The organism is Ochrobactrum chromiisoli (assembly GCF_026241335.1).
Classification (GTDB): domain Bacteria; phylum Pseudomonadota; class Alphaproteobacteria; order Rhizobiales; family Rhizobiaceae; genus Brucella; species Brucella chromiisoli.
Genome location: NZ_JAPHAV010000011.1, coordinates 55,327 through 73,230 on the forward strand (window position 1 = coordinate 55,327; position 17,904 = coordinate 73,230).

The window sequence follows — 17,904 nt, forward strand, 5'->3', positions numbered from 1 at the left end:
TATTACAATGATAAATATATATTTAATTCAAATTTTGAATTAAATATATACATGATTTTATATCATTTAAATTAATTTAAATTGTATAAATTTGTTATACAAAATATTCATATGTACTAACGATCTATTTGTAGCAAATCTGTATTAATATTTTCATTGAAACGTCACTTAAGTTTTTAAGAATGTATTTATATATTGCTGGTGCCGGAGACTTCTGAGGCTCTGCGGTTTAGAGCGCGCTTGCGCGATATTTTAACTTTGCTCAACAATGGAGACACAACGATGTCGAGCGTTACTCCTGCATCCGGTGGCGGTGCTGATGCCGCGATCTCGAAGATGGAAGCTGCTTTCGATGCTGCTATCGAAAAGTCGGCCAAGATCACCGAGATCACGACTGAAAAGAAGACCGAACTCGACGCTACTAAGCAGCGTCCGCAGAACTAATTGAGTTGGCTCGGACGCTTTGTCGTCCGAGCTGCTTCCTTGCGCTCATTGGAGCCCTTTTGCTCGATATCGGCGACTTCATGGTCGTGGATCGCCGGTGCGCATTGCAGGCATTCGTATCCTTATGAAGGAGTGCGCAATGAAAGTGGGATCGCAGCTTTCAGGCTGGGAAGGATTTTACGCAGACCGGGCGGAGCGGCGCGATGCCGCCACCGATCCGGCTTTGCGCGAGCATTTCGAAAATGAACTCGAGCAGGCCCGCATAACCATGCAGGCTATGGGTATTGAGGTGCCGCAGGAGAGTGCAGCGGGAAAACCCGGAACACCCGGCGATACAAAACCCTATGCCGAGACGGAACCCGGTCTGGAGCCGGGCAATGACGTGAAATTTGTCGATAAAGACGGTGCGCCGGTATCCCATGCGCCCGACAAGACAACTCAGTCAGGTCCGTCGGGATCGCTTAGCGCCGGGCTGAATGAAAGTCTTCAGCCCTATCGCCAGGATATTCTGGACGCTTCGCAAGCAACGGGTGTACCCGCCAATCTGCTGGCCGCTGTGATCTGGGATGAATCCAAGGGTGTGGCTTCGGCGGGAACCATCAATGGCGAGAACGGGCAGACCGATACCGGTCTCATGCAGATCAATCCTGAAACCTTCGCTACCTTGAAGGCTCAACATCCCGACCTGATAACCGGCGATGCTTTCGACCCGAAGAACAACATCATGGCCGGTGCGCTCTATCTGAAAGAACAATACGACCAGTTTGGCGACTGGGACCTGGCGCTGCGCGCCTATAATTCGGGGCCACTCTCTGTCGATCCATCCGATCACACCATATCGACGACCGGCTTCGGCACCAAGAACTACGTTGAGAAAGTCAATTTCTATGAGGACCTTCTCAATCAGGGGAGTTCCATGCCCGACGGTTATCCGGGCGGCAATGAACTTTACTGAGCTTTCGCAAGGGGCTCAGACGCAAGCAACGCATCATCTCAGTCAACGGAAATGGAAGGAAGGGGTCCAATGTCCATCACCTTATCGCCTACAAATCTCAGTCAGGTTAACCAGAATACATCAGCGCTGAGCTTTGACGAGAAGCTCAACATCTCGAAATCGAGCCAGATCATGGTCGATTACATGAAGGAAAAGGGCAAATCCGCCATCAATGCGGATGAGCTTGCAGCACTTGCCAGCAATTCTTCCGGTGATGTGCCTGCGGAGGTTTCCGCGGCTGCCGCCTATATGCAGCGTCATCCTGATGTGTTCACGGCAATCGAAACCCATGATGTTGCCGGTGCCGACGGTCTTTCCGGTTCGTGGAATTTCGAATGGGCGGCAGAAGGCGGTCTCGCCGGTACTTCGACCGAGGCGATTGCCAATATGGAAGAAAGCTTCAACCGCGCAATCGAGAAGTCGGCCAAGATCACCGAGCTGACCACCGAGAGCAAGACCGAGCTCGACGCTACCAAGCAGCGCGCCCAGAACTGATTTTTCTGGATGGCTCCTGCCGTTGATGGCGGGAGCCCTTCGCCCGGTTGCCCGGGCAGCGCACCAGAACGTCATTATCCTGATTGAAATTAAAAAATTGTGACGAGATTTTCCATGGCCAAGGTCAGTTCGTCAGCTTCGAGCCCGGTAGATCCGAAATCGGTTGATCCGAATAATGCCGAGGCATGGAAACAGGCTGAAAAAGACGCCAAGGATGCGGGCATTCCCTGGGAACGTCCAGCCGATGACAAGCGCTCCGCGCAGGAGATCATCGATGATACACCGCTTCTGAAAAACCTTGGCAATCAGAGCGGCGTGAAGGATTCGCTGGAGCAGCGGGTTGGTGGTGACATCGAAAAGGACGCCGATGCTGCCTATCGTGCAGCGCAGGTTCTTGAACATGTCGAAAAATATGACGCCGAGGGAAATCGTCTCGCCAGCAACGACATTAACAATGGCGAAATCAACGGCTTCACCAAGGGGAAGGAAGCCAAGCCGAATACGGAAGCAGGCCGCCTTCAGGATTTTGGCAAATATGGTTTTTCCAATCTCAAGGGTAAGTTGAACAATCTTTCTGCTGCTGATGACCCGAAAGCCCGCAAGCAGGCAGAGGATCTGGGCATTAAATGGGAGCGCCCGAAAGGCGATGATCGCTCCGCCAAGGACATTATAGATGACAATCCTCTGCTCAAGGGCCTTGGCAACCAGAGCGACGTCAAGGAGATGCTCAAGGAGCAGGTTGGCGATTTCGAAAAAGATGCCGATGCGGCCTATCGCGGGACCCAAGTTCTCGATCATATCGAGAAATTCGACAAGAACGGCGAGCGTCAGGTCGGCGGCGATGTTGGTGATCAAAAGATCAACGGTTTCACCAACAGCAACCAGGCAAAGCCCAATACGGAAGCCGGTCGTCTTCAGGATTTTGGTAAGGATGGTTTCTCTTCATTGAAGGGCAAGCTCAACGATTATAAAGACGCCGGCAATGACAAGGAAGAGCGCAAGAAGGCCGAAGCGCTCGGTATCGAATGGGAACGTCCGAAAGACGACAAGCGCTCTGCCAAGGAAATCGTTGAAGGTGATCCGTTGTTGCAGGATCTTGGCAACCACAGCGGTGTCGGCGATATGCTGAAGGAGCGCGTCGGAGATTATACCACTGACGCGGACGCGGCCTATCGCGCTGCACAGGTTCTCAGGCACGTCGAACAGTTTGATAGTAAGGGCAAGGAAATCAAGACCGAAACCGTAGAACTGGAAAATGGTGTTTCTATCGAGGTAAAGCCAGAGACCGTCGGTGACGGTAAGATTAATGGTTTCACATCGTCACGCGAGGCGCAGCCCGACACGGAAGCTGGTCGTCTTCAGGATTTAGGTAAGTACGGTTTCGACGCTCTGAAGGGGGACCTTGGTGAGGTTTCCTCCGTCAAGGGCAAGGGTGAAGATACCAAGAGCTATAAAGATTATATAGCGGCGAACAAGGACGCAGATGAAGGCTCGAAGCAGGTTGTAAAATATGCGGGCCTCCTTGAAGAAAACTACGACCTGATCCGTCAGAAAGCCGGAGCGGGTGGCAATCTTGATGCCGATGCCTTGAAGCGCTACAAGGACACCGCCAAAGGGCTAAGCGACGAGACCAAGGAAGCGCTCGATTTCTGGTCGCAGCCCGGTGCTTTCAATATCATCGATAACGCCAAGCATTCACTGGCGCAACGGCCGGATGGTGATCTCAGCAAGGGTGATTTACAGTCCTGGTTGAGCAAATCTGCCCCTAAGGATGCTTCTTCATTGATGACATTCCTTTCGGATGCAGCGCAACGCAGCGCGCTTTCGGATATCGACACCAGCAAGCTTGGCAAGGATGTCTTTGAAAACCCCGGAAAATACTCGAATGAGGAAAAAGCCGCCGTTCTTCAGGACTTGCAACAGGCCCAGCAATTGATGGTGGATGGCGCTTCCGCAGGCATGTGGAAGGATGATTATTCCAAGGTTTCCATCGCCAATCGTGCGCATGTCCACCCGGACAAGGAAAAGGTTTTCGATGACCTTAACAAACACATCAAGATTCTCCAGGACGACAAGGCAGTTACCAAGACCCTGAGCGAGAAGACCGCGGGCGCGCTGAAAGACCTTGTGGCGGATAACAAGGGCCTCAAGGACGCCGTTCAGAAAACCTACGATGATGACGTCAAGAGCGGGAAGGCTCTTAACAGTTCGTGGGATACCAATATGAAGGATGGCAAGGTCGGGCAGCAGGCCGTGCTTGCCGAATTCCTCGGGACGGCACAGTCCTATCAGGGTGCCCTTGATATCAAAAAACCTGAAGATATCAGGGAAGCGATCAAGAAATCCGACCATGAAGGCGACTTCAAGGACTTTTATGAAAACAAGCTCGTTTCCGGTGACCGCTTGAAGGACCTGCTGAAGGATAATTCCTTCGAGGCAGCGGCAAGCGTCTATAACATGGAAGTTGGCCTCTACAACTCGGCTCTTGATCCTGAATTTACCGGAAAACTTGACGATAAGCTGGAAGAGAATTTCTCCAAGATCGGCAATGAGCATGTTCTCAAGGACGCATCCTTCGATGATATGAAGAAGGCTTTCGGCGTCAATGGTGGCGATGAACTCGATGAAAAGAAAGTAAAGGAGTATATCGCGGAAGTTGCCAAGGAAAATCCGGAACTTTTCGTCAATGAGAACGGAAAGGCTGCGACGCCAGACCAGATTCTTGGCGGCTTCCGGGCAACCTGGGATGTCTATCGCCAAGGTACGAAAACGCTGGACAAAACAGGGTCACTTGCAGACCTCGATCCGAACAAGAACGCCAAAGGCGCCTATGATAGGGGCGTTCTGCACGGCGTGAGCGGTCTTTTCCTGGCGGGCATGACCATTGCCAGAGGCGTCGGAACCAATGGAAACCTGCAAAAGAAGGATTATGTGAACATAATCGCCGGTTCTGTCCAGACGGCGACGGTGCTGACCGAAGGAGGAATGAAGGGATACACGCAATATCTGAAAGGCTTGAAGGACAAACTTGACGATGATCTCATGAATAGCGTGGGATCCCTGTTGGATGATGTTTCCCCTGAAAATCTTTCCGCACAGGATGCCAAGGCGACCAAGCCCGCTTTGTATGACAAGAGGGCAAGTCTTGCGAAGAAGTTCGAGGAAGGCGCCAAGGGCCTTGGCGGTGCCGCAGGGGCAGCCATGGGAGCCTATGGCATATTTGATGGTGTCCAGGCCATCAGAAATGGCGATACGGTTACCGGTGCATTGAGCATCACCTCCGGCTCGATCGGTGCAATGGCCGGTCTGGCGTCCATGGTCGAGGGTGCATGGGGGCTGGGCAATGCCTTGCTGCCGAACCTTATCAGCAAGGTGCCGAATATCGTTCCAGTCTTCGCTGGTGCTCTGGGGTGGGCTGCGGCCGGTGTCGGAGTGATCGTTTCCTTCCTGCCGAGCCTCATCGAAGAAGGCAAGCACCAGAAGCGCTCCGACGATTTCGGCCATACGCTCGGCAGCTTCCTGACAAAGTACGAAATTGATGGCGTGGAAGGCGGCAGCTACAGGGATATTCCGGATAATGAGTGGCCGGGTTACGATGATGGACCAACAATAGGTTCATGATTTTTATGGGAATCGCTGAGTCGCTGTTCGGCTCTGTCATCAAGATGGCACCTAAGGCGCATCCGTCGATCCAGCCCGATGGGGACATCAACGATTACTGGCGCGAGCAGCGTCTTGTCGAACGGTGCCTCTTCTTGGCCGTAAGAACCTTCGCTGTACTCTGCATGAAGAATGCATACGCCGTCATGAAACTTTCATGCGATCGAAACAGATGCACTCGCTTCTGTTGATAGGAAACACCGCAGTAACAACTCAGAAAGGCCCCGGCGATGAATGTGAAGATCAAGGATTTGAAAGGCGGAATTGCGGATGTCGCAGGAACTTTATCCTCTTTGAACTTCAATTCCCTAATCGACGCTGCCAAGAAGACCGAAACAAACAAGCGAGAACAGGCTGAAAAACTTGGGATCATCTGGGAACGTCCCGACGGCGATAACCGTTCGGCGCAATATATCATCGACAATAATCCCGTATTGCGCGATCTTGGCAATCAGGAAAATCTCCGCGATGATCTGAAGAAGCAGGTCGGCGATTTTGAGAACGACCCTGATGCCGCCTTCCGCGCGGTTCAGGTTCTCGAGCATATCGAGAAGTTCGACGGCAATGGCGAGTTGATCGTCGGCAACAGTGTCGGTGACGGGCGCATCAACGGTGTCACTTCTGGTGGCGACGTACGCCATGGTACCGAGGCAGGCCGACTGAAGGACTTTAACAAGTTCGGCTTCGAAAATCTGAAGGGTGATCTGGGCAACCGTACGCGGACTTCCGAAAAGTCAGAGACCCGCGAGAAAGCCGAGGCCCTCGGCCTTAAATGGAACAGACCTGGGAACGATGGTCGCTCGGTTCAGGAAATCCTCAACGACACGCCTGCCTTGAAGAACCTTGAGAACAAGAGCGGCGTCAAGGACATGCTCAAGGATCAGGTCGGCGATTACGAAACCGATGCCGATGCCGCTTACCGTGCCGCGCAGGTGATCGAGCATATCCAGCGCTTCGACGGCGATGGCAATCCTATTGTCGGTGCGGATGCTGGAAATGACAAGATCGACGGCTTCACTTCCAGCGACGAAGCACGGCATGGAACCGAGGCAGGACGGCTGCAGGATTTTGGTCGAGACGGCTTCGACAGCCTGAAGGGCAAGATGGTTGATCGCGAAAAGCTTGGCGACGACACTGCTGCTCGCGATGACGCAGAAAGGCTGGGCATTCGTTGGGAACGTCCCGAGGGGGATGACCGCTCGGCGCGCGATATTCTTGACGACGATCCGCTGCTCGCCAATCTCGGCAATCAGTCAGGTGTCAAGGATATGCTGAAGGATCGCGTCGGGGACTACGAGCGCGACGCGGATGCCGCCTATCGTGCAAGCCAGGTCCTTGAGCATATCGAGCGCTTCTATGGAGACGGAAAATCTATCGTCGGCAAGGATGTCGGCAACGATAAGATCGACGGGTTTGGCGGGGAAGAAGCAGAAAATGGCACTGAGGCAGGTCGTCTTCAGGATTTCGGTAAATACGGATTCGAAAATCTCAAGGGCCAACTGAACAATGTCGGTTCGGCTGGCGACGATAAGATGTCCCGCGAGAAAGCCGAAGAACTCGGCATCCAATGGGAGCGCCCTGAAGGCGACGATCGTTCCGCGCGCGACATCATCGACGACAGCCGCGTGCTGAAGGGCCTCGGTAATCAGTCGGGTGTCAAAGACATGCTGAAAGAACAGGTCGGCGACTTCGAAACGGATGCTGACGCCGCCTATCGCGCCGTGCAGGTTCTGGATCATATCGAGCGGCTGGACGGCGAGGGTAAGACAATCGCCGGCAAGAGTGTCGACAATGGAGTGATCGATGGTTTTACCTCCAGCGACGAGGCGCGGCCCGACACCGAAGCCGGGCGATTGCAGGATTTCGGCAAACTCGGGTTCGACAGCCTCAAGGGAAAGCTGACAGATCGAACCGATGCTACCACCAACGATGAGGCGCGCAAGCAGGCCGAGGATTTGGGAATTGTCTGGGAGCGACGCGACGGTGACGAGCGTAGCGCGCGCGAAATTATTCAGGACACACCGATCCTGCGTGATCTGGGCAATCAGTCGGGTGCCAAGGATATGTTGAAGGATCGCGTCGGCGATTATGAGAATGATGCCGATGCCGCCTTCCGCGCCGCGCAGGTGCTGGAACATATCGAACGCTTCGACGGTAATGGCAAGGAGTTGAGCGGCAGCGATGTCGGCAACGGCAGAGTGGACGGGTTCACTTCCAGCCGCGAGGCGCGTCCCGGTACGGAAGCTGGTCGATTGCAGGATTTCGGCAAATTTGGCTTTGGCAATCTCAAGGGCAAGCTGAAGGATCGCTCCAAGGGCGACGACACTCCTGTTGCCAATGAAGAGGAGGCCCGCGCCGAGGCTGAAAAGCTGGGCATCGAATGGAAGCGTCCCGATAGTGATTATCGTCTGGCCGAGGAGATCATCGGCGAAAACCCGATCCTGAAAGGGCTTGGCGATGACGAAAACCTCAAGGAAATGATGAAGGAGCGGGTCGGTGACTATGAAAAGGATGCCGACGCCGCTTATCGCGCTGTGCAGGTGATCGAACACGTCGAACGCTTCGATGGTGATGGAAACCGGATTGTCGGCAAGGATGTCGGCAACGACACGCTGGACGGAATGACCGGCAGTGGCGAGGCAAGGCACGGGACCGAAGCCGGGCGATTGAAGGATTTCGGCAAATATGGCTTTTCCAGCCTGAAAGGCGATCTATCCGCCAGCGCAACGGTCAACGACAACAGCCAGTCCCGTGAAAAGGCCGAGAAGCTGGGCATTCACTGGGAACGCACAGAAGGCGATACACGCACGGCCTCCGAGATCATCAATGAGGCGCCAAGCCTGAAGAATCTCGACAATACCAGTGGTACCAAGGACCTGCTCAAGGAGCAGGTGGGTGATTTCGAGAAGGATGCCGATGCGGCCTATCGCGCCGCACAGGTGCTGGAACATATTCAGCGTTTCGATGAGAACGGTGAAACCGTTCTCGGCAAGTCGGTGGGAGACGGGGAAATCGAGGGCTTCACGTCGTCAGGCGAAGCAAAACATGGGACCGAGGCTGGCCGTCTTCAGGACTTCGGAAAATACGGCTTTGACAGCTTGAAGGGTGTGATCCCTGACCGATCCGCGCCGGCCACGGATGAAAGTGCTCGCGCCGAGGCCGAGAAACTCGGGATCGAATGGGAGAGGCCGGAAGGCGACGACCGTTCTGCTGCGGAAATCATGGGCGGTTCCGAGCTTCTGCGCAATCTGGGGAATGAAAGTGGCACGCGTGACATGCTGAAGGACCGCGTCGGCGATTTCGAGAACGATGCCGATGCCGCCTACCGCGCCGTCCAGGTGCTTGACTATATTGAGACCTATTCGAACGGCGGCGTCTACAACGAGAGCGGCAACGGCAAGATCGACGGCTTCACCTCCAGCGGCGAGGCCGAGCACGGCAGCGAGGCGGGCCGGCTCCAGGATTTCGGCAAATACGGTTTCTCCGCACTCGATCATACGTCCAACCGATTTGAGGAATATCTGAAGGATCATCCCGATGCCGACGCGACATCGCAGAAGATCACCGAATATGCCTCGATCCTCTACGATAATTTCGGTGCCATTCAGGATGCAACGGATACCGGCCAGTTCATCGAAGTCTCGGATCTCGAAAAATTCAAAGCCGCCAATCCTGACCTGCCAGACAAGACCCGCGAGGCGATTGATTTCTGGATGAGCCCCGGTGCGTTTGAACGTCTGGAAACAAGCGTCGACACGTTGCGCTACCCTATAGACGGGCTGTTGACCAAGGAAGATATAGGCGCGTGGATCAAGAACTCGGCCCCGACGGATGTTAGCGGTGCGATGCAGTTTCTGAACCAGGCGGCGCAAGGCGGATCAGTTGCAGGCTTTGATGTGGACAAATACGGGCCCGAGATCTTCGAAAAGCCGGAACGTTATTCCGGCCAAGAGAAGGCGGCGGTCGTGCAAGATCTGCAACGCGCCTACATGATCGTATCGATGGGTAAGTCTTCGGGCGTGTGGAAGGATGCGCAATCCAGCGGCAAACTCGACAAATTCGGCGACGATCCCGACAAGTTGCTTGAAGACATCGAGTCCAAACTGGACATCCTGATGAATGATAACGACGTCGTTAAGTATTTCGAGGAGAACGGCAACAAAGCCATGACCTCGATGCTGGGCGGCGCAAAAGGGCTTCAGGACGAACTGAAGCAAAGCTATGAGGATGAGATTCTCAGTGGCAAGGCGCTGGACGCCATCTGGGAAAAAAACAAGGACAAGGAAGGCGCGACCAAACTCGATGCGCTGAACGAGTTCTATACGGTGGCCTCCTCGATGCAGACCACAATGGGTGTCGACGACACCAAGGCTATCCAAGATGCCGTCGCGAAAAGCGATGTCGGCAAGGAAATGCAGACCTATTTCACTGAGGAGGTGGTGACAGGCAAGCGTCTGGACGCTTTGCTCAAGGACAATGATCCGCAAAAGGCGCTTAGCACCTTCAGCCTTGAGGTTGCGTTGCTGAATACGACGCTGCCGGCGGAACTTACCGAAAAGCATTCCGATACCATCGATAAGCTAATCATCGACAAAACCGTGGAATCGTTGGAAAACGAGCTGACCTTTGATGATTTGAAAACGGCCTATGGCGTCAATGGCACTGACAAGCTCGATGAAGCCAAGATTTCGGAAATGTTCGACCATGTGGTCAAAGAAAGCCCCGAACTTGTTACCAACGAAGACGGAAAGGTTGTCACCCGCGATGAGTTCCTGACCGGTTTCCGTGGCGCCTGGGACACGATGCGCCAGGGCGTCAAGGTCGGAGACAAGATGGGATGGATCACCGACGGTGCGCTGAAGGGTATCAGCGACAGGGGCGTGATGCATGGCGTCAGCGGTTTGTTCCTTGCGGGACTGACGATTTCGCGCGGTATTGCCGGTGGTCAGGACATGACGCCACGTGCCGCCGGCAATATCGCTCTGAGTTCGATACAGACCACGGCGATTCTGGGCGAAGGTGGTATGAAGGGCTGGCAGACATATCTGAAAAACAGCATGCCTGCCACTTATGATGTCCCGACGCAGGGGCAGGCCGCCTCCAATCTGGCGAAGGAACAGACGATCAAGAATTTGAAGGTTGGCGAGAATGCTTTCAAGATTGCCGGGGGCGTGACCGGTATTGTTACCGGTGTTCTGAGCATCGTCGATGGCGTCAAGGCCCTGCGTAATGGCGACAAGGTTGGAGGCGGGATGAGCATCGCTTCTGGCGGCCTTGGTGCAATCTCGGGACTTGCGGCGGCGGCTGAAGGCGTGATCGGCTTGGCCAGCGCATCCAAGGTCATCGGCACGATTGCCGGAGTAACGGCAGGGGTGGCAGGGGCAACGGCTGCCGTCGCCGGTGTCGCCGCGCTGGTCATGGCGGTTGTGCTTGTCATTATCCAGGAAGTCGAGAAGGATAAGCGGACAAGTGACTTTGCGAGCCTGCTGGATGGCCATCTGGATAAGTACGGGATCACTGGCAAGGGCTGAACTTTTGGCACTTGGGCTTGTCATGTTTGATATTCGCCAAGCGAGAAATGTCACGGCATTGCATGCATCTGTGCAATGCTGTTTGGGTCAGATGCAGGATCGGCGGCTGTAGCGCATATGCACGTTGGGCACGGCGCTTTTCGATAATCGACCGTAAGGGATCGATTATGCTTTACGCAGTAGCATGGAATAGGTCTTTGCGATCGCCAGCAGGAAGAGATCGCAGTCGATTATAGTGCAGTTGTGATGATCGCAAGTAAAGATGAAATCCCGCCCCCGCAACCACTTCAAGCATAAATCGCTGGAAATTGAGGTGTAATAACAGGTTACACCGAAATTGCGCGATCACACAAAGCCCCGGACGCACAAGCGCCGGGGTTTTCATCGTTTTATTAGGACCGATTCGAATTCTCTTTCCTTCCGGCAATCGTTACCCATGTGCCGGGCCACGACCGATAGTGATGATCACTACGTTTACGTTATAGCCCTCTAAAACGCCACGATCTCTTCGGCGTCACAAAGCGGAGAAAGCCAGAAGTCACAGTTGATTCCGGTTGCGATCACGAGAGGTAAGTGAGACGGCCCGCTCCTACCGTCTTATTATCCAACCCCCAATTGATATAGGGGAATAGAGGGCGCTTGTGTGTGGGCTGCCAACAGCCATTTGGGTAAAGCGGAGCGCCAGAGTTAGTATACCTCACTGTTGATTGTCGCTGAGAAGTGACCCGGTTGTCATTAAGCATGGAATAAGGAACCCATTTGAGGGGTTATCGGCATCCAAACGGGGGTCTGACTCATATTTGATGATTTCGCGGTCGAAACTGACGCAGTTATCAGAAAGGAGTCAGCATCATGGCGACCAAGTTTCGTCTGTCGTCCCTGATCCCGGTCGGATTGATTGTTGAGCGTTCCGACGAGGACAACGGGGTAATCATTGTTTCAGCGCGGGCAGCCGCTGATCAACGTTCCTGCCCTTTATGCAACCAAATGTCAGATCGTGTTCATAGCCGCTACGTTCGGATAGTTGCTGATTTGCCTTGTGGTGGCACCAAGGTCCAGCTACGATTAACAGCAAGGCGCTTTATTTGTGAGATAACACTTTGTCGTCGCCGGATATTCGTCGAAAGGTTTGGAGAGCTTATCGTTCCGGAGCGCAGCCGTCGAACCGCTCGGCTTGATACCATCGTACATCATCTCGGGTTGGCTCTGGGAGGGCGGCCTGCAGCCATTGCCAAACGCTTGATGATCCCGGTTAGCAATGACACACTCATCCGTGCGGTGAGAAGAAAATCCATGGTGCCGGATGATGCTCTAAACGCCGTCGGAATTGACGATTGGGCTTTCCGCCGCAATCACCGCTATGGCACCGTCGTATGTGATCTTGAGAAGCGAAGGATTGTCAAACTTCTGCCTGATCGGGAGATCGCGACAGTTTCGACGTTCCTTGCTCAGCACCCCGAAATAGCGATTGTTTCACGCGATAGAGGCGGCGGCTATCGTGAAGCTGCTGCCAAGGCTTTACCCCATGCCATGCAGGTCGCAGATCGTTGGCATTTGATGGAGAACGCCAGCGCAGCGTTCCTTGACGTCGTGCGGAAATCCATGCGGGCGATCCGTACCGCAATTGGTGCTACGACGATCAATCCTGCGCTACTCACTTGCGCTGAACGACTGCAATATGAGAGCTATCTACGGCGTGAGGACGTGAATTCGACAATCACCAAGCTGGCTTCCGATGGCGTGCCAATAAAGGAAATCGTGCGACAGACCGGCTATAGCCGCGGAACAGTTCGCCAGATCGTCCGCGGCCACAGAACTGATGTGTTCCGTGTCAGACAAAGTTCCCTTGAGGCCTATCTGCCGCTGTTGGATCAACTCTGGGGGTCTGGGCAGCACAACGGCGCTGAACTCTGGCGACAGCTAAAGTGCAAAGGCTTCCGTGGTTGTTCTCGTGTCGTTGGGGAGTGGGCCGCAAGGCGACGGCGGTCTGAGCGGGTCTGCGAACAGCAACTTCAAAAAGTGCCATCCGCCAGAAGGATTGCCCGATTGATGACAACTGCTCGCGATCAACTGAGTAAGGCTGACACAATCACTATTGCGGCCATAGAAGCCGGCGTTCCCGCCTTGATCCAAGCTCGCAACCTAATTGATCGTTTCCAGACAATGATCCGAAGGAAGGCCAAGACAGAACTCGACCCGTGGATCGCTGATGCACGCGATAGTCTGTTTGCTCCCTTCGCCAACGGGATACTGAAAGACAAGGCAGCGGTGTCTGCCGCCATCACCGAACCTTGGTCGAACGGCCAGGTCGAAGGACAGATCAACAAGCTAAAGCTCGTTAAAAGGCAAATGTATGGGCGTGCCAAGCTGGATCTTCTTCAGGCACGGTTGATCGGCGCAATGTGAAAGAAATCGTCATCAAAAATGCGTCAGATCCCTTTTTGGACGCCGATAAGGGGTCCCGTTTAGGCTCTGACGCAATCTCGCTGACATCAGGTCGCTCCGATGACACGTGCTTCCAGCAGATCGAGCTTCCCACGTCTATACATTTGCCTCCTGATGAGTTTTAGCTTGGTGATTTGTCCCTCTGTCTGGCCGTTAGACCACTGTGAGGTTATCGCATTTTGGACGGCTGCCCTGTCGCGGATGATACCGTTCGCGAATGGGGCGACCAAGCTTGCTGCTGCGCGGTCGATCCACGTGTCCAGATCATCTTTGGACTTGCGCCGCAGCATTTCGTGGAAGCTTTCCACAACATCTCTGGCCTCGACTAGGTCTGGTAGTTGCTCCTCGATCGCAGCGACCGTCATCGTCTGCGCGTTGGTCAAGTTGTTGCGTTCAAGTGTCATTAGGCGAACGATGGTGCGTGCCGCCGGCGCGTGGCCGAGCCCGTTTTCGGCTTTTTCCGCCCGCCTTCGTCGTGTTGCCCATTCAGTGACAACGCGGAGACCTCCGCCAAAACCAGCCAGCCGAAGCTGCCGCCACAGTTCAGCGCCGTTTCGTGATCCGGCGTCCCATTGCGCTTCAAGCCACGGTAGGTGTGGTTCGAGCGAAGTTTGCCGGACTCGGAAGATGTCGGTCCTTTGACCACGAACAATGCTGCGAACCAGCTTTCGGCTATGCCCGGTTCTGCGTACGATTGCCTTGATGGACAGGCCTTCGCCGACGAGTCCACGAATGACAGAGTTTGTCTCTTCACATCGCAGATATCCGTCATATTGCAAGCGCTCGGCGGCAGTCAGAAGCTTAGAGTTTACGGTTGCTGTCCCGACTGCAATGCGGACCTGCCGCATCGACTTGCGGACGGCATCAAGAAAAGCGTGGCTAGCGTTTTCCATGAGATGCCAGCGGTCGGCGACCTGTTCGGCCTGTGGCAGGGCTTGCGCAGCGGCCCGCGCATACGCGCCGCCGCGGTCTCTTGCCACGATTTTGATTTGCGGCTGCTCGACCAGCCAGGCCTTTGCGGTCGAGGGTTCCCGGTCGGGCAACAACGCGATCGTCTTTCGCCGTTCCAGATCGCAGATGATCGTGCCATATCGATGATTTCGACGCCACGCCCAGTCATCAATGCCGATTGTCCGTCGTCGAATGATTTGAGACTATTTGTGCTTTTGAAGATTGGAATTTCCGGCTCGGTTTGGGGTTTGATTTAAGCGGCTTTGGCTTGGTGGTTCAAGCGGCGTTTTTTGATCGTGTCTCGTTTGATCCTTTCGCGTTCGAGCAGGATGGTCTGTCCGCGTCCGAAGTAGACGTCGGCGGGAGTGAGATTGTCGAGGCTCTCATGGTAACGGCGATGATTGTAATGCTCAACGAAGGCTGCAATCTGGGCTTCGAGGTCCTCCTTGAAGAAGTAGTTTTCAAGCAGGATGCGGTTCTTCAGCGTCTGGTGCCAGCGTTCGATTTTCCCTTGCGTCTGCGGGTGGCCGGGAGCGCCGTGAACCTGGTCGATCTTGTATTTCTCCAGCCATTCGCCGAGATCGGAGGCGACGTAACACGAACCGTTGTCCGACAGCAGACGCGGCCGGTGCTCAACCTTGACCTTGTCACAGCCTGAGGCGGCCAATGCAAGATCGAGTGTATCGGTGACGTCATCCACCTTCATGCTGGTGCACAGCTTCCAGGCGATGATGTAGCGGGAGTAGTCATCGAGGACGGTCGATAGATAGAACCATCCCCAGCCGATGACCTTCAGGTAGGTGAAGTCGGTTTGCCACATCTCGTTCGGCCTCGTGGTATAGCGCGACAATCAGGATGAGACGCTTGCGACAATCTGGATGAGATTCTTAGGTCGCGGTCGGGATCAAATTATCATGCTGATTGCCGGTGACAAGTTCTTCTTCGTTTTCTGATTGCCGCTGCGCGACAGACAGCGTTGAGGTCCTGATTGTCGCAAACGAGGCCGGTCGGCCCCGCTGGCGTTTTTCCTCAAGCGCGGTTCTGCGGCGATAACTTTCGACATTCATCTCGAAGATCGTGGCATGGTGCACAAGCCGGTCGACTGCTGCGAGTGTCATGGCAGGATCTGGAAAGACCCGGTTCCACTCTCCGAACGGCTGGTTGGCAGTGATCAAGATCGACCGGTGCTCGTATCGTGCCGAGATCAGCTCGAATAGCACGCTTGTTTCCGCCTGGTCCTTGGTGACGTAGGCGAGGTCATCGAGGATGAGCAAGTCGTACTTGTTGAGTTTATCGATGGCAGACTCAAGCTGCAGTTCCCTGCGGGCGACCTGAAGCTTCTGCACAAGATCGGTAGTCCGGGTGAACAGGACCCGCCATCCGTTCTCGATCAGCGCAAGGCCGATAGCCGCAGCAAGATGGCTCTTTCCTCCGCCGGGCGGACCGAACATGAGGATGTTGGCTCCCTTGGCGAGCCAACTGTCGCCGGCGGTAATTGCCATGACCTGCGCCTTCGAGATCATGGGTACTGCGTCAAAGGCGAAGCTGTCCAAGGTCTTTCCGGGCGGCAGGTGCGCTTCGGCGAGATGCCGTTCAATCCTGCGATTGGCACGCTCTGCCAGCTCGTGCTCGGCAATAGCCGACAGGAAGCGAGCGGCTGGCCATCCTTCCCGGTCCGCCTGCTCGGCAAATTGCGGCCACAGCGTTTTGATGGTCGGTAGCCGAAGTTCGTTGAGCATGATGGCGAGCCGTGCTTCGTCGATCACGTGGGCGTTCTTCATGCGGCTTCTCCTGTCCCGATCAGGGCCTCATAACCGTTGAGCGATGCGAGCTGCACATGAACGGTAGGCAGCTTGGCTGGATCCGGGCCGAAGAGCGTTCGCATGGCGGCCAGGTCCGGTAAATCGCCCGCATCCAGGGTCCTGGCCAATTCTTTGGCAAGTTCGCGCTCGCAACCGCGGTCATGCGCCAATGCCAAAAGCTCAACGGTGATCTTGCAAGCCTGCTTGTCGGGAAGATGCTCGATGAGGGCTTCGAAGGCCTTGCGATATTCTGGACGCGGGAAGAGTTTGTCGCGATAAACGAGGCCGCGGAGCGCCATCGGCTTCTTGCGCAGGGAATGGATGACGTGGTGGTAGTTGACGACCTGATCGTGCCGCCCGTCGGGGTGGCCGCGTCCGCGGCGCAACGTCATCAGATGCGTACCTCCGATGAAGACATCCAGCCGATCATCGAACAGGCGAACTCGTAGCCTGTGGCCGATCAGGCGGGATGGCACGGTGTAGAAGACCTTGCGCAAGGTGAAGCCGCCCGTCCGGGACACCGTGACGACAATCTCTTCGAAGTCCGTGGTCCTGCGCTCGGGCAGCGCCTGCAGATGGGATCGCTCAGCATCGATACGCTTGCCATGGGCAGCATTGCGACGGCTGACGATCTCGTCGACAAAGGCGCGGTAAGAACCGAGATCGTCGAACTCCTTAGTCCCCCGCATCAGCAGGGCATCATGAACGGCGTTCTTGAGATGGCCATGGGAGCTTTCTATCGAGCCGTTCTCATGCGCGACGCCTTTGTTGTTGCGCGTCGGCGTCATTCGATAATGGGAGCAAAGCTGGTCGTATCGGCGCGTGAGATCGACCTTGGCATCGGCGTCGAGGTTGCGGAATGCCGCCGAAAGGCTGTCGCTTCGATGATAAAGCGGCGTACCACCCACGGACCACAGAGCATTTTGAAGCCCTTCGGCCAGCGCGACAAAGCTTTCTCCGCCGAGAATGACATGGGCATGTTCGAAGCCCGACCAGACAAGCCGGAAGTGATAGAACAGGTGATCAAGCGGCTGGCCGGCGATGGTCACGCCAAGACCGCTGGCATCGGTAAAGTCCGAAAGGCCCAACCGGCCTGGCTCGTGCGTCTGGCGGAAGATAACCTCCTGCGCTTCGCCATGGACAGCACGCCACGACCGAATGCGTCGTTCAAGCGTGCGGCGGATACCTTCAGACAGTTCTGGATGTCGGCGCAGCATCTCGTTGTAGACAGCGACGGCACGGATGCCGGGTGCGGCCTTCAAGAGCGGGACGACTTCAGTCTCGAATATTGGCTCCAAGGGATCAGGGCGGCGGCGTCCACGCGGCGCTTTGCTCTGAGATGGTAGTTGCACCTCCTTGTCGAGGCGGTACGCCGTGGCTCGGCTGATCGACGCTTTTGCTGCGGCGACCTCTACACAATGCGTTTGTCGGTACTTCATGAAGAGTCTCATCTGATGATCGGTTACATGGCAACCCGGCACAAACTGGTTCTCCAATCCAGAAAACCGCAAATGTACCGGACCGACCGCGATCTTGAGACGCCAAATTCTGCGCCGCGCCGGGGTATGACTACGATCGGGCT

General features: G+C 55.1%; 8 protein-coding genes and 2 pseudogenes. 6 read left to right on the plus strand and 4 right to left on the minus strand.

The genetic code is table 11. From position 1 onward, the window contains the following. Nucleotides 1-282: 282 nt before the first annotated feature. From OPR82_RS17205 to OPR82_RS17230, 6 genes are all read left to right on the plus strand, one after another. Nucleotides 283-444, plus strand: coding sequence for a hypothetical protein (locus OPR82_RS17205; protein ID WP_167873995.1), 162 nt, complete (start codon nt 283-285; stop codon nt 442-444). 139 nt (nt 445-583) lie between these two features. After that, nucleotides 584-1,399: a transglycosylase SLT domain-containing protein gene (locus tag OPR82_RS17210; protein WP_167873996.1), complete on the plus strand. Its 816-nt coding sequence runs from the start codon at nt 584-586 to the stop codon at nt 1,397-1,399. A 69-nt stretch (nt 1,400-1,468) separates the two neighbouring features. Next, a complete protein-coding gene (locus OPR82_RS17215; RefSeq protein WP_265986186.1) occupies nt 1,469-1,933 on the plus strand; it encodes a hypothetical protein in 465 nt (154 codons plus the stop codon). 114 nt (nt 1,934-2,047) lie between these two features. Continuing rightward, nucleotides 2,048-5,554 (plus strand): type III effector HrpK domain-containing protein, encoded by a 3,507-nt coding sequence (locus tag OPR82_RS17220; protein ID WP_265986187.1) that lies wholly within the window; start codon nt 2,048-2,050, stop codon nt 5,552-5,554. Between the two features lie 269 nt (nt 5,555-5,823). Next, on the plus strand, nt 5,824-11,124 hold the full coding sequence (locus OPR82_RS17225; protein WP_265986188.1) for a type III effector HrpK domain-containing protein: 5,301 nt from the start codon (nt 5,824-5,826) through the stop codon (nt 11,122-11,124). Between the two features lie 852 nt (nt 11,125-11,976). After that, the gene (locus tag OPR82_RS17230) at nt 11,977-13,530 is read left to right on the plus strand and encodes an ISL3 family transposase (RefSeq protein ID WP_265986189.1); all 1,554 of its coding nucleotides are present in this window, start codon (nt 11,977-11,979) and stop codon (nt 13,528-13,530) included. 86 nt (nt 13,531-13,616) lie between these two features. Here OPR82_RS17230 and OPR82_RS17235 read toward each other — a convergent pair. The 4 genes and pseudogenes from OPR82_RS17235 to istA form a co-directional block, all read right to left on the minus strand. Then, a pseudogene (locus tag OPR82_RS17235) lies at nt 13,617-14,720 on the minus strand (ISL3 family transposase); the annotation flags it as partial. A gap of 53 nt (nt 14,721-14,773) precedes the next feature. Continuing rightward, nucleotides 14,774-15,358, minus strand: a pseudogene (locus OPR82_RS17240) (IS3 family transposase); the annotation flags it as partial. Between the two features lie 49 nt (nt 15,359-15,407). Further along, nucleotides 15,408-16,301 (minus strand): IS21-like element ISRel5 family helper ATPase IstB, encoded by an 894-nt coding sequence (istB, locus tag OPR82_RS17245; protein ID WP_071634643.1) that lies wholly within the window; start codon nt 16,299-16,301, stop codon nt 15,408-15,410. Next, nucleotides 16,298-17,803, minus strand: a complete 1,506-nt coding sequence (gene istA / locus OPR82_RS17250) for an IS21 family transposase (RefSeq protein WP_456094078.1) — start codon at nt 17,801-17,803, stop codon at nt 16,298-16,300. Before istA ends, istB begins: the two co-directional genes overlap by 4 nt. Between the last annotated feature and the right edge of the window lie 101 nt (nt 17,804-17,904).

What these genes read in the sequence shown, in the direction of transcription:
- OPR82_RS17230 (WP_265986189.1), top strand. Translation starts at nt 11,977, where the DNA reads ATGGCGACCAAGTTTCGTCTGTCGTCCCTGATCCCGGTCGGATTGATT.
- OPR82_RS17225 (WP_265986188.1), top strand. Translation starts at nt 5,824, where the DNA reads ATGAATGTGAAGATCAAGGATTTGAAAGGCGGAATTGCGGATGTCGCA.
- istB (WP_071634643.1), bottom strand. Translation starts at nt 16,301, where the DNA reads ATGAAGAACGCCCACGTGATCGACGAAGCACGGCTCGCCATCATGCTC.
- OPR82_RS17210 (WP_167873996.1), top strand. Translation starts at nt 584, where the DNA reads ATGAAAGTGGGATCGCAGCTTTCAGGCTGGGAAGGATTTTACGCAGAC.
- OPR82_RS17215 (WP_265986186.1), top strand. Translation starts at nt 1,469, where the DNA reads ATGTCCATCACCTTATCGCCTACAAATCTCAGTCAGGTTAACCAGAAT.
- OPR82_RS17220 (WP_265986187.1), top strand. Translation starts at nt 2,048, where the DNA reads ATGGCCAAGGTCAGTTCGTCAGCTTCGAGCCCGGTAGATCCGAAATCG.
- OPR82_RS17205 (WP_167873995.1), top strand. Translation starts at nt 283, where the DNA reads ATGTCGAGCGTTACTCCTGCATCCGGTGGCGGTGCTGATGCCGCGATC.